This window comes from Amycolatopsis sp. AA4 (assembly GCF_002796545.1).
GTDB lineage: Bacteria > Actinomycetota > Actinomycetes > Mycobacteriales > Pseudonocardiaceae > Amycolatopsis.
On the sequence record NZ_CP024894.1, the window covers coordinates 3387415 to 3402271 of the forward strand.

The 14857-nt window shown below is 71.8% G+C and carries 1 protein-coding gene; it reads left to right on the forward strand.

Translation table 11 applies throughout. From position 1 onward, the window contains the following. Window positions 1-5 precede the first annotated feature (5 nt). Window positions 6-14804: a non-ribosomal peptide synthetase gene (locus tag CU254_RS16010; RefSeq protein ID WP_009077409.1), complete on the forward strand. Its 14799-nt coding sequence runs from the start codon at window positions 6-8 to the stop codon at window positions 14802-14804. Window positions 14805-14857 lie beyond the last annotated feature (53 nt).

Here is a 14857-nt window from a genome sequence, read left to right on the forward strand (position 1 = left end):
TCCCCATGACCGCGTCCCGTGAAGACCGCATCGCGGCGCTGCCCGCTCACCTGCAGGAAGCGCTGCGCCGCCGGATGGCCGGAACGGCAGGCCGCGCGCCGGAGATCCCGGCCGCCGCCGACCGTTCCGGCCCGGTGCCCCTGTCGTCCGCGCAACGCCGGCTCTGGTTCTTCAGCCGGCTCCGCCCGGACGATCCCGAATACAACAGCGCGTTCGCCTTGCGGTTGACCGGCGAGCTGGACGTCGACGCGTTGGCGACCGCGTTGCGGCTCCTGGTGGCCCGGCATGAACCGCTGCGCACGACTTTCGAAGAGATCGACGGTGAACCCCGGCAGGTCATTCAGCCGCCGTACGAAGTCGCGCTGCCGGTGGTGGACGCCGCGCCGGAAGACCTCGACGCTGTTCTGAAGGCGGAGTACTCACGGCCGTTCGACCTCTCGCACGGGCCGTTGCTGCGCGCGGTGCTCGTGCGGCTCGGCCGGGCTGAGCACGTGCTGCTGGTGTGCGTGCACCACATCGCGACCGACGGTGCGTCGATGGGCGTGCTGACCGAAGAACTCGGTCTCCTCTACCGTGACGGCGAGCGCGCGGACCTGCCGTCGCAGCCGTTGCAGTACGCGGATTTCGCGGTGTGGCAACACAACCGCCCGACTCGTGCGGCCGGGCTGGAGCACTGGACGCGGCAGTTGACCGGCGTGACCCCGCTCGACCTGCCGACCGACCGGCCGCGTCCGGCTGCCCGCGGCACGGCCGGCGCGGTGCGCGAGTTCACCGTCCCCGCCGACGTGGCCCGCGGGCTCGCGGACCTGGCCCGGACCTCGGAAACCACGTTGTTCACCGTGCTGCTCGCGGCCTGCCAGGCGCTGTTCGCGCGCTACACCGGGCAGGAGGACATCACGCTCGGCACGGTCGTTTCCGGCCGGGACCGTCCCGAGCTGGAGCGGGTGGTCGGGTTCTTCGTCAACACCGTCGTCCTGCGGTCCGAAGTGGACCGGTCGGCTTCGTTCGCCGACCACCTGACCGCGGCGCGGCAGACCGTCCTCGACGCTTTCGCCCACGACGACGTCCCGTTCGAGGAAGTGGTCGACGCCGTGCACGCGGGCCGCGATCCCGGTCGCAACCCGCTGTTCGACGTCATGGTCCTGCTGCACAACGCCACCGGGACCGGGCCGGTGTTCCCGGGCCTGGCCGCCGAACCGGCCGGGGTCGCGCGCGATTCCGCCAACTTCGATCTCACCGTCGAGTTCGAGGAAGCCGACGGCCGCGTGGCCGGGCTCGTCGAGTACAGCACGGAGTTGTTCGAGCTCGGGACGATCGACCGGCTGATCGCGCATCTCCTGCGCCTGCTGGCCGGGATCGCCGCCGACCCGGGCCACCGGATCGCCGATCTGCCGCTGACCACCGAGACCGAGGAGGCCCAGTTGCTCGGCTGGCGCGGCCCGGCGCTCGACGTCCCGGACGGCACGATCGTGGACCGGCTCGACCACCAGGCCCAGACGCGGCCGACGGCGACCGCGCTGGTCTGCGGCGACGTCCGGCTGAGTTTCGCCGAACTCGCCGCCCGCACCGACGTGCTCGCCGCGGACCTCGCCGCCCGGGGCGCGGGGCCGGACCGGGTGGTGGCCGTGCTGCTGCCGCGTTCGGCCGACGCGATCATCGCGCTGTTCGCCGTGCTCAAAGCCGGGGCGGTGCACCAGTCGATCGACCCCGGCCTGCCCGCCGAGCGGATCGAGCTGCTGCTGGCCGACACGAAGCCGGTCGTGGTGCTGGACCGCCTCGGCGGCTTCACCGACGGTCCGCGTCCGGCCGCTCCGAAGCCGACCGACGCCGCCTACGTCATCCACACGTCCGGATCGACCGGCACACCCAAGGGTGTCGTGGTCGAGCACGCCGCTTTGGCCAATCTCCTGGCCAACCACCGGGCCGCGTTCGGCCGCGAACGGCTGCGCGTGGCGCTCACCGCGTCGCTGTCGTTCGACACGTCGTGGGAAGGGCCGCTGCTGCTGGCGGACGGCCACGAACTGCACCTGATCAGCGACGAAACCCGGCTCGACCCGGCCGCGCTGACCCGCTACGTCCGCGAGGAGCGCATCGGCTTCCTCGACGTGACTCCGTCCTACCTGCGGCAATTGCTGCCCGCCGGGTTGCTGGAAGGCGGACAGCGGCCGCGGTTCCTGATGGTCGGCGGCGAGGCCGTCGGCGAGGACCTGTGGCGCGAACTGGCCGGATCCGGGGTGGCCGCCGGGAACTACTACGGCCCGACCGAGTCCACTGTGGACGCGACGTGGGCTCCGGTGACCGGCGACCGGCCGTCGATCGGCCGTCCGCTGGGAAACGTCGGCGCGTACGTCCTCGACGAGCAGCTCCGGCTCGTTCCCGCCGGGGTGCCCGGCGAACTCTGCCTCGCCGGCGCACAGCTCGCGCGCGGCTACCTGGGCAGGCCGGGCCTGACCGCCGACCGGTTCGTGGCGAATCCCTTCGGCGCGCCCGGAACCCGCCTCTACCGGACCGGCGACCGCGCCCGCTGGACCGCCGACGGCCGGCTGGAACACCTCGGCCGCACCGACGACCAGGTCAAGGTCCGCGGCTTCCGGATCGAGCCCGGCGAGGTCGAGACCGCACTGCGCGCCCAGCCGAAGGTGCTCGACGCCGCCGTCGACGCGCGGGGCGGCAGGCTCGTCGCGTATCTCGTCGGCGACGCCGAACCCGCCGAGCTGCGCGCCGCGCTGACTCAGTCGTTGCCCGCGCACCTGGTGCCGTCCGCGTTCGTGCACCTCGACCAGCTTCCGCTCACCCGGCACGGAAAACTCGACCGCCGGGCGCTTCCGGAGCCGGAGATTTCCGCGTCAGCTCAGTACCTCGCGCCGCGCGACGACCGCGAACGCCTCGTGACCGAGGTCTGGGCCGAGGTGCTCGGCCTGGACCGAGTCGGCGTCGAAGACGACTTCTTCGCACTCGGCGGCGATTCGCTGCTCGGCATCCGCGTGGTCGCGCGACTGCGTGCCGAGCTGGGCGCCGACGTCCCGGCCCGGCTGGTCTTCACCGCGCCGACCCCGGCGCTGCTGGCCGCGCAGTTGCCCGCCGTGTCCGCGCCGCAGGAGGCGATTCCACTCCTTCCGCGCGGCGAAGGACCGTTCGAAGCACAGCTTTCCTTTGCCCAGCAACGACTCTGGTTCCTCGACGAGTTCGACCCCGGCAGCACCGAGTACGTCTCGCCGACCGCGCTGCGGTTGCGCGGCGACCTGGATGTGCCCGCGCTGAACCAGGCGCTCACGGCAGTGGTGGCCCGACACGAATCCCTGCGCACGACCTTCGCCACCGTGGACGGCCGCGGCGTGCAGATCGTCCACCCGCCGCACGCCGTCGATCTGCGGGCCGTCGACGGCGACTTGAACACGGCGTTGGCCGCCGCGACCGGCCCGGTCGACCTGCACACCGGCCCGCTGCTGCGCGCCGCGCTGACCCGGCTCGGCCCCGACGACCACGTCCTCACGCTGGTGTTGCACCACATCGTCACCGACGGCTGGTCCTCCGGCGTGCTCCTGAGCGAACTCGCCGCCTTCTACACCGCGTTCACCCGCGGCGAGGAGCCAGAGCTGTCGCCGTTGCCGGTGCAGTACGCCGATTACGCGGTCTGGCAACGAAACCGCACCGATTTCGACGGCCAGCTCAGCTACTGGCGACACCGTCTTGCCGGTCTCGAACCCCTGGAACTGCCCACTGACCGCCCGCGCCCGGCCGTCCGCACGAAGAACGGCGCGCTGCACGAGTTCCGCGTCCCGGTCGGCACGACCGCGCGGCTCGCGGAGCTGTCCCGGCAGCAGGGCAGCACGCTCTTCATGACCCTGCTCGCCGCCTGCCAGATCTTGTTCGCAAGGTGGGCTGGGCAGGACGACGTCGCGGTCGGCACCGTCGTGTCCGGCCGGGAACGCACCGAGCTGGAAGGCCTGATCGGCTTCTTCGCCAACACCCTCGTCCTGCGGTCCACTGTGGACTTGAACCGCGGCTTCGACTCTTTCCTCGGCGAAGTCCGCGACACCGTGCTCGACGCCTTCGCGCACCAAGACGTCCCGTTCGACCGCGTCGTGGACGACGTCCAGCCCGAACGCGACCCCAGCCGCACGCCGTTGTGCCAGGTCATGGTCGTGCTGCACAACACCCCGGACGCCCGGCCCGCGCTGCCCGGGCTCGCCGTCGAGGAGGTCGCGCCGCCGATCGTGACCGCCGGGTTCGACCTGGCGATCCACTTCCAGCAGACCGCCGGGCGGCTCGACGCGGTCGTCAACTACAACACCGACCTGTTCGACGCGGCCACCATCGAACGGCTGAGCAGCTGGCTGCGGACCCTGCTGGCCGGGATCGCGGCGAACCCGCAGCAGCCGCTCGGCCGGCTGCCGTGGCTCACCGCCGACGAGCGCGACCTTGTCCTGCGCGAGTGGAACCCGGTCGCCGTCGCGCCCCCGGAGCCGACGCTGCACCGGCTGTTCGCCGCGCAGGCCGCCCGCACCCCGCACGCCGTCGCGGTGACCTGCGAAGGCGTCGAACTGACCTACCGCGAGCTGGACCGGCGAGCGAACCGCCTGGCGCACCGGCTCGTCGGCGAAGGGGCCGGCCCGGAACGGCTGGTGGCCCTGCGGTTGCCGCGCTCAGCGGACCTGGTCGTCGCGATCCTCGCCGTGCTGAAGTCCGGCGCGGGATACCTGCCGATCGATCCGGACTACCCGGCCGCGCGGATCGAAGCGATGCTGGCCGACGCGCAACCGGTGTGCGTCGTGGACACCGTCGCGGCGGACGATCAGCCGGACACCGATCCCGGTGTGCGGGTCCGGCCGGAGAACACCGCGTACGTCATCTACACCTCCGGCTCTACCGGCGTGCCCAAGGGCGTGCTCGTACCGCACGCGAACGTGACCCGGCTGTTCTCCTCGACCGAGCACTGGTTCGGCTTCGGCGACCAGGACGTCTGGGCGCTCTTCCACTCCTACGCGTTCGACTTTTCGGTCTGGGAACTGTGGGGCGCGCTGCTGCACGGCGGCCGCCTCGTGGTGGTCCCGTCGGACACGGTCCGGTCGCCGGAGGAATTCCTGGCGCTGCTGGCCGAACAGCGCGTGACTGTGCTCAACCAGACGCCGTCGGCGTTCTACCGGCTCGGTTCGCTGCCGTCCGAGCCGCTGAGCCTGCGGTACGTGATCTTCGGCGGCGAGGCACTGGACCCGGTGCGCCTGGAAGAGTGGCGACGGCGGCATCCCGACGGCCCGCGGCTGATCAACATGTACGGCATCACCGAGACCACCGTGCACGTCACGTACCGGGTGCTGGACGACTGCGCGAACGTCGGCGTGCCGATCCCGGACCTGCGCGCCTACGTGCTGGACGCCTGCCTCGAACCGGTGCCGCCCGGTGTCACCGGCGAACTGTACGTCGCGGGCGCGGGCCTGGCGCGCGGCTACCTGAACCGGCCGGGGCTGACCGCGTCGCGGTTCGTCGCGGACCCGTTCGGCGAGCCGGGCACCCGGATGTACCGCACCGGCGACCTGCTCTGCTGGACCGCGGACGGCGAACTCGCCTACCGCGGCCGGGCCGACCACCAGGTCAAGATCCGGGGGTTCCGGATCGAACTGGGCGAGGTCGAGGCGGCGCTGTCCGCGCATCCGGACGTGACCGGCGCGGTCGCGGTCGCGCACGGCGCCGGGGATGCCCGGCGGCTGGTCGCGTACCTGACCGGGACGGTGCCCGGGACGACGGCGCTGCGCGAGTTCCTCGCCCGGTCGCTGCCCGCGCACATGATCCCGGCGGTGTTCGTCGCGCTGGACGAGCTGCCGCTCAACGCCAACGGGAAGCTCGACCACCGGGCGCTGCCCGCACCCGGGGCGCGGGTGGAAAACCGTTACGTGGCCCCGCGTACCGAGATCGAGACCACGCTCGCCGAGGTGTGGTCGACGGTGCTCGGAGTCGACCAGGTCGGCGTCGAGGACAACTTCTTCGGACTCGGCGGCGACTCGATCCTCAGCATCCAGGTCGTGTCCCGCGCCCGCCAGGCCGGGCTGACGGTGTCGTCGAAGGACCTTTTCCAGCACCAGACCATCGCCGAACTCGGCCGGGTCGTCACCACCGGCGGACCGGTCGCGCAGGCGCCGGAGCAGAGCGGACCCGCGCCGCTCGGGCCGATCCAGTCGTGGCTCTTCGAGCATCTGGACGAGCCGTGGCGGATGACCATGTCCGTCCACCTTGTACTGTCTGAAGTGGACGTTGCCCGGCTGACCGCCGCGGTCGCCGAAGTCACCGCGCACCATGCCGCGCTGCGGATGCGGTTCTCCTCTGTGGACGGAAGCTGGCAGCAGGAACCGGCTTCGACGGAATCGGCGGATATCCTGCGGCACGCCGATCTGTCCGAAGTGGACGACGTCGTGGCGGCGATGCACGAGGAGGCAGTGCGCGCACAGACCTCGCTGGATGTCGTGGACGGCCCGGTGTGGCGCGCGGTCCTGTTCACCTTCCGGGACCGCGCGCCGCAGCTGTTCCTCACCGCGCACCACCTCGTCATGGACGGGGTGTCGTGGCGCGTCCTGCTCGGCGACCTCGAACGTGCCTACCGGGGCGAACCGCTGGAACCGGTGGGCAGCTCGTTCCCGCATTGGGCGAGGACGCTCGCCGACCACGTCCGTTCCGGCGGGCTGGACGGCGAAGCGGAGTACTGGGCGAGCGTGCTGCGCGGGGTCGAGACCGCACTGCCGGTCGATCGCTCCGGCCGCAACACCGCGGAGTCGGCGCGTTCGGTGTCGGTTTTCCTCGGCCGGGAGGAGACTTCCGCATTGCTGCAGGACGTGCCCGGCGCCTACCGGACCGAGGTCAACGACGTCCTGCTCAGCGCACTCGCCCGCGTGCTGACGCGCTGGACCGGCCGGTCCCGGGTCGTGCTCGAGATGGAAGGCCACGGCCGCGAGGACCTCGCCGCGCCGCTCGATCTTTCCCGGACGATCGGCTGGTTCACCGCGCAATACCCGGTCGCGCTGACCGTGCCCGGCGAAGGCTGGGACGCGATCCTCAAGTCGGTCAAGGAACAGTTGCGCGCCATCCCGCACAAGGGCGTCGGCTACGAAGCACTGCGCTACTTGACCGATTCCCCGCTGCGGAACGACCCGACCCCGCAAATCTCCTTCAACTACCACGGTCGCTGGGATGTCGGGACCGCGGAGGACGGGCTCTACCAAGGCCGCGGGGAAAGCCTCGGCCACGATTCCGCGCCGGACAGCGTTCGCCCGTACCTGCTGGACGTCGTCGGCGTGGTCGAATCCGGCGCCCTGCACCTGACCTGGGAATACTCCGCCGAGGTGCACGACGAGGCGACCGTCCGCGGCCTGGCCGAGGCGACCGTCGAGGCGCTGCGGGAGATCATCGCGCACTGTGCCGGGGCGGGCGGCCGCACGCCGTCGGACTTCCCGCTCGCCCGGCTCGACCAGGCGACGGTGGACCGGCTGGCCGGCGACGGCCGCGAGGTCGAGGACATCTACCCGCTGACCGCGCTGCAGGCGGGCATGGTGTTCCACAGCCTGGTCGACACCGGATCGAGCGCGTACTTCGACCAGTTCCGGCTGCGGCTGGCCGGGGTCCGGGACCCGCGTGCGCTGGCCGAGGCGTGGCAGCGCGTCGTGGACCGGACGCCGATCCTGCGCAGCAGCACGGTGTGGGACGGCGTGGACGAACCGGTGCAGCGCGTGCATCGCGGGGTCCGGGTGCCGGTCGGGCAGCACGACTGGCGCGGCCTCTCTCCCGAAGCGCAGCAGGCCGAACTGGCGAAACTGCTCGAAGCCGATCTGGCCGCGGGCATGGATCTGACGACGCCGCCGTTGATGCGCCTGGAGATCGCGCGGGTCGCGGACGACGAGGTCCAGCTGCTGTGGACCTCGCACCACGTCCTGCTGGACGGCTGGAGCACCGCGCAGGTCTTCGGCGAGGTGTGCGAGCAGTACACGGCGATTGTCGAAGGCACCCCGGCGAAACTGACGCCGCGGCGGCCGTTCCGCGACTACCTCGCCTGGCTGGCCGCGCAGGACCGGGCCGCGGCGGAGGAACACTGGCGCGGGGTGCTCGACGGCTTCGCCGCACCGACGCCGCTGCCGTACGACCGCCGTCCCACGGAAGCGCATCGCGCGGAATCCGGGGCGACGGTGCTGGTCGAGCTGTCCTCGGACGAGTCGGCGGCGCTGCGCGACATGGCGAAAACCGCGGCGCTGACGGTCAACTCGGTCGTGCAGGGAGCGTGGGCGCTGCTGCTCGCGCGCTACAGCGGCGAGCCGGACGTCTTGTTCGGCACCACAGTTTCCGGCCGCCCGCCCGAACTGCCCGGCGTCGAAGCGATGATCGGGATGTTCATCAACACCGTGCCGACCCGGGTCGAAGTCCGAAATGGACAGTCGGCCGCGGAGTGGCTGCGCGCGATCCAGGCCGAGCAGGCGGACGCGCGCCGGTACGACTTCCTGGCGCTCTCGCAGCTGCAGACCTTCACTGGGGTGCCCGCGGGCGCGTCGTTGTTCGACAGCGTGGTGGTCTTCGAGAACTACCCGATCGAAGACAGCGGACAGGACGGCGTGCGCGTGCTGGACGTCGAATCGCTGGACACCACGAGCTATCCGCTGAACCTCACCGCCTATCTGCACGACCGGCTCGGGCTCGAGCTGTCCTACGACCCGAAGCTGTTCGACGAAACCACCGCCCACCGGCTCGCCGGGCACCTCGCCCAGCTGGTGCGCGCGATCGCCGGAGACCCGTCGCAGCGTGTCGGCTCGCTGTCGCCGCTCACTGCGGACGAGCGCAACCACGTGCTGGCTCTGGGACACGGCGAGACCGCCGACCTTCCCGCGGAGACGGTCCTGGACGTATTCGACGCGACGGTCGCCCGGATGCCGCACGAGACCGCGCTGGTCTTCCACGACACCGTCTTGGACTTCGCGGAGGTCGACGCCCGCGCCACGCAGCTGGCGGAGGAACTGGTCGAACGGGGTGCCGGGCCGGAGCGAGTGGTGGCCGTCATGCTGCCGCGGTCGGCTGAAGCCGTCATCGCGGTCCTGGCGATTTTCAAGGCCGGCGCGGTGTATTTGCCGATCGACCCGGATCTGCCGGAGGAACGCGTCCGCTTCCTGCTGGACGACGCGCGCCCGGTGGTCGTGCTGGGCAGGCCGGACGAGAGCTACGCGCCGCCGGCGCCGGTGTCGAAGCGGCCGGACGCGGATACCGCCGCGTACGTCATCTACACCTCCGGTTCGACCGGCACGCCGAAGGGCGTCGTCGTGGAGCACCGCGCGCTGGTGAACCTGCTGGTCGCGCACCGCGCGGTCTTCCTCGACCGCGGACGGGAAGCCGCGGCGCTCACCGCGTCGCTCGCGTTCGACGCGTCGTGGGAACCGCTGCTGGCCATGTTCGACGGCCACGAGCTGCACGTGCTGGACGACGACACCCGGCTCGACCCGCGCGCCTTGGTCCGCGCCGTCCGCGCGCACGGGCTGAACCTGCTCGACCTCACCCCGGCCTACCTCCAGCAACTGCTGGACGCCGGCCTGGCGACCGGCGAGGTCCGGCCGCGCACGGTGATCACCGGCGGCGAGGCGGCCACCGAAACGCTGTGGCGGCAGCTGGCCGCCGCGGACGTCACCGGGCACAACTACTACGGGCCGACGGAAGCGACCGTCGACTCGATCCACGCGCCGGTGACCGGCGACCAGCCGCTGATCGGGCGTCCGCTGGCCAACTTCCGCGCGTACGTTCTCGGCGACACCGGCGAACCCGTGCCGCCCGGCCTTCCCGGCGAGCTGTTCCTCGCCGGACCGCAGCTCGCGCGCGGCTACCTCGGCCGGCCGGGACTGACCGCCGACCGGTTCGTCGCGGATCCCTTCGGGCCGCCGGGCGAGCGGATGTACCGCACCGGCGACCAGGTCCGCTGGACCGCCGACGGCTCGCTCGACTACCTCGGCCGCGTCGACGACCAGGTCAAGATCCGCGGGTTCCGGGTCGAACCGGGCGAGATCGAGACGGTGCTGCGGCGGCATCCGGCGATCGCCGACGTCACCGTCATCGCCCGCGAAGGCCGCCTCGTCGCGTACGTCGTCGGCGAAGCGCGGGGCTTGCGCGAGTGGACCCGTGAACGGCTGCCGGAGCACCTGGTCCCGTCGGCGTTCGTGTCGCTGGACGCGCTCCCGCTCAACCGGAACGGCAAGCTCGACCGCCGCGCGCTGCCCGCCCCCGGCCGCACCGGAACCGCAGAGTACGTCGCGCCGCGGACGGCTGCGGAACAGCGGCTCGCCGCTATCTGGGCGGACGTCCTCGGAATCGACCGCGTGGGCGCCGACGACAGCTTCTTCGAACTCGGCGGCGATTCGATCCTCAGCATGCGGATCACGTCGCGAGTGCGCGCGGAATTCGGCGTCGAGGTGTCGCCGCGGCTGCTGTTCTCCGCACCGACGCTCAGCCAGTTCGCCGCTGAACTGCCGGTCGAGCAGGCTGCCGCGGAGGCGATCCCGGTGGCCGCGCGGGACGGTGCGCTGCCGTTGTCGTTCGCTCAGCAACGCTTGTGGTTCTTGGACGAATTCGAACCCGGTGGCACGGAGTACCTTTCGCCGACTGCCTTGCGCTTGCGCGGAGAACTCGATGTCGACGCGTTGCGGCGGGCGCTGAACACCATCGTCGCCCGGCACGAATCGCTCCGCACCACCTTCGATGCGATCGAGGGCCACGCGGTGCAGATCGTCCACGAGCCCGCGCCGGTCGACCTCGCGGTCGAGGACTTCGACGAGGAGACTTTGGCGCGCGAAGCGCTCCGGCCGTTCGACCTGCGCACCGGACCGCTGCTGCGCGCGCGGTTGTTCCGGGAGGAGTCCGGCGACCACGTCCTGCTGCTGGCGCTGCACCACATCGTCACCGACGGCTGGTCGGCCGGGGTGCTCGCCGCCGAACTGGACGCGTGCTACTCCGCCTACGTCCGCGGCGAGGAGCCGCGGCTGCCCGAACTGCCCGTGCAGTACGCGGATTTCGCGGCCTGGCAACGGGATTTCCTCGACAGCCCGGAGCTGGACGAGCAGCTCGACCACTGGCGGGACCGCCTCGCCGGGCTCGCGCCGCTCGAACTGCCCACCGACCGGCCGCGGCCGGCGATCCGCGCGAACGAGGGGGAGTGGTTCGGCTTCGCCATTCCCTCCGAGGTCGCTGCGAACCTGCGTGAACTCGCGGGCGCGCAGCACGGCACCCTGTTCATGGCGCTGGTCGCGGTCTTCCAGGTCGTTCTTTCGCGGTGGTGCGGACAGGAGGACGTCGCGGTCGGCACGGTCGCCGCCGGACGGGAACGGCCCGAGCTGGAGCGCCTGATCGGGTTCTTCGTCAACACCCTGGTGTTGCGGTCCACAGTGGACTCGCGCGGCTCGTTCCGGGACTTCCTCGGCGGGGTGCGCGACACGGTGCTCGACGCGTTCGCCCACCAGGACGTGCCGTTCGAACGCGTCGTGGACGCCGCCCAGCCGGTCCGCGACCCGAGCCGGACGCCGTTGTTCCAGGCGATGGTCGTGCTGCAGAACACCGGCGACCGGCCGGGCGGCGGCGCGCTGGTCGCCGAGGAGGTCGCCCTTCCCGCGACGACCGCGACCTTCGACCTGCTCGTGCAGTTCGAGGAGGACGGCGGGTCGCTGCACGCCGCGATCAACTACGCCACCGGCCTGTTCGACGCCACGACGATCCAGCGTCTCGCGGACCGCTTGCGGACCGCGCTGACCGTTCTCGCCGCGCAGCCGGACGAGCCGATAGCGTCGCTGCAGTTGTTGCCGCAGGCCGAGCTGGACCAGCTGCGAGCTTGGAACGACACCGCTGCACCGGTCCCGCCGGCCTCGCTGGCGCAGCTGTTCGAAGCCCAGGTCGCGCGTACGCCGGACGCCCCCGCGCTGGTGTCCGGCTCGGAGGAAATCACCTTCGCCGAGCTGAACGCGCGGGCGAATCGGCTGGCCCGGCTGCTGGTCGAACGGGGTGCGGGGGCGGAACGGATCGTCGCGGTCCGGCTGCCGCGCTCGACCGCGCTCGTCGTCACCGAGCTGGCCGTTTCGAAGACCGGCGCCGCGTTCCTCCCCGTCGACCCGGGCTATCCCGCCGAGCGCATCGAGTTCATGCTGCGCGACGCCGACCCGGTCTTCGTCGTGGACAGCGCGCTCGACGCGAGCGGGTACGCCGACACGAATCTCGACGTCCCCGTCGAGCCGGAGCAAGCGGCATACGTGATCTACACGTCCGGTTCGACCGGGCGGCCGAAGGGCGTCGTGGTGCCGAACGCCGGACTGGCGTCGTTCACCGCCGCCGAGACCGAGCATTGCCAGGTCCGGCGGGGCGACCGGGTCCTGGCGTTCAGCTCGCCCAGCTTCGACGCCGCGGTGTCCGAACTCTGCACGGCGTTGCCCGCCGGCGCCGCGCTCGTCGTGCCGCCGGAGGGGCCGCTGCTGGGCGCGCACCTGGCCGAAGTCCTCGCGAAGCACCGGGTGACGCAGGCAGTGCTCCCGCCGGTCGCGCTGGCCACCGTGCCCGACGTGCCGCTGCCGGACCTGCGCACCGTGGTCGTCGCGGGCGACGTGTGCCCGGCCGAACTGGTCGCTCGCTGGGCGCCGGGGCGGCGGATGATCAACGCGTACGGGCCCACCGAATGCACGGTCGCGGCCTCGTGGAGCGAACCGCTGTCGCCGGGCGGGCCGCCGCCGATCGGCAAAGCGATCCGGAACACCGAAACGTACGTGCTGGACGCCGAGCTCCGGCAGGTGCCGATCGGCTCGAGGGGAGAGCTGTACATCCGCAGTGCCGGGCTGGCCCGCGGATACCTGTCCCGGCCCGGCCTGACCGCCGACCGGTTCGTGGCGAACCCGTTCGGCCCGCCGGGATCGCGGATGTACCGCACCGGCGACGTGGTCCGGCGGCGGGCTTCGGGCGAGCTGGAATTCGCCGGACGCGTGGACCACCAGGTCAAGATCCGCGGGTTCCGCGTCGAACTGGGCGAGATCGAGGCGGCGCTGCGGCGGCATCCGGAGGTGCGCGACGCCGTCGTGGTGGCTCGCGAAGCCGGCGGGCACAAGCGGCTGGTCGCCTATGTGGTCGGCGAAATCGCGTCGCTGCGCGCTTTCCTGGGCGAGACGCTGCCGGACTACCTGATCCCGTCGGTGTTCGTGCCGCTCGACGCGGTCCCGGTGAGCCCCAACGGAAAGATCGACCGCGCCGCGCTGCCCGAGCCGGACTTGTCGGCGCTGCAGACCGCCGAGTACGTCGCGCCGAGCAGCGGGCCGGAGGAGGTGCTGGCGAACGTGTGGGCCGAGGTGCTCGGGGTGCCGCAGGTCGGCGCCGCGGACAACTTCTTCGAGCTCGGCGGGGATTCGCTGCTCAGCATCCAGGTCGTGCACCGGGCCCGGCAGGCCGGGCTGGCGATGCGGTCGAAGGATCTGTTCACGCACCAGACGGTCGCCGAGCTGGCCCGGGTGGTCCATCCGGCCGATCCGGTCGCGGACGAGCGCGAGGCGGTGGTCGGGGCCGTTCCGCTGACGCCGATCCAGCGCTGGTTCCTGGACTCCTCGCCGGTGAACCCCGCGCATTTCAACCAGTCCGTGCTGATCGAGCTGAACGGCCCGGTCGACGAGGAGGTGCTTCGCCAGGCGGTCGACGCGCTGGTGGCACACCACGACGCGCTGCGGTTGCGCTTCGAGCGGACCGCCGACGGGTGGAGCCAGCACAACGACCCGGTCACCTCCGGTTCGGTCCTGCACCGGGTGTCCACTGTGGACCTCGAGCGGGCCGCCGACGACGCCCAGGCGAGCTTCGACCTGGCTCAGCCTCCGCATCTGCGGGCGCTGCTGTCGGATTCCGCGGAGCGCCCGTGCCTTTTCCTGGTCGCGCACCATCTGGTGGTCGACGCGGTCTCGTGGGGCATCCTGCTGGAGGATCTGGAACGGGCCTACCGGCAGATCGAGGCCGGGGAGAAGCCCGATCTGGGCCCGAAGACGACGTCGTTCCGGGACTGGGCGCACCGCCTGCGGGCCTATGCCGAATCCGGTGCCTTGGACGGGGAACGGGCGCACTGGGCCCGCGACCTGCCCGGCTGCGAGATCCCGGCAGACCGGACTGGGGCGGCCCCGGAACCGCAGGAGCTGGTGTCGATCCGCGTCGACGCGCACGACACCGATGCCCTGCTGCACCTCGCTCCCGGCGCGTACCGGACCCGGATCAACGACGTCCTGCTGACCGCACTGGCCTGGACGCTCACCCGCTGGACCGGCGAGCCGGCGGTGGCGATCGACCTCGAAGGCCACGGCCGGGAGGAAATCCTGGACGACGTCGACCTGACCCGGACGGTCGGCTGGTTCACGACGCTGTTCCCGGTCGCCCTCGAAGTCGACCCGGCCGCGAACTGGCGAACCCTGGTCAAGTCGGTCCGCCGGCAGCTGCGGGCGGTGCCCGGCAACGGGTTCGGACACGGGGTGTTGCGGTGCTTCCGCTTCCCGGACCTGGGCCGGGCCGCGCCCCGGGTCGCCTTCAACTACCTGGGACAGGGCGAGAACACCGGCTCCGGGGACGGATTGTTCCTGCGGTCCCTCCCGCCGCTGGGCCGGGACCAGGATCCGGCGAACCGGTCGCCGCACGCACTGGAGGTCGTCGGCGGGGTGCGGGACGGGCAGCTGGAGTTTTCCTGGTACTACCAGCCGGACCAGCATTCCCGCCCGACGGTGGCCGGGGTGGCGGCCGGATTCGCGGACGCGCTGCGGGCCATCGCGGCGGATTGCCGGGGGGAAGAGGGATGAGCCGAATTGGCGGGCACAGCAGCAGGGTGCGGCGGGTCGATCAGGTGGGCTTG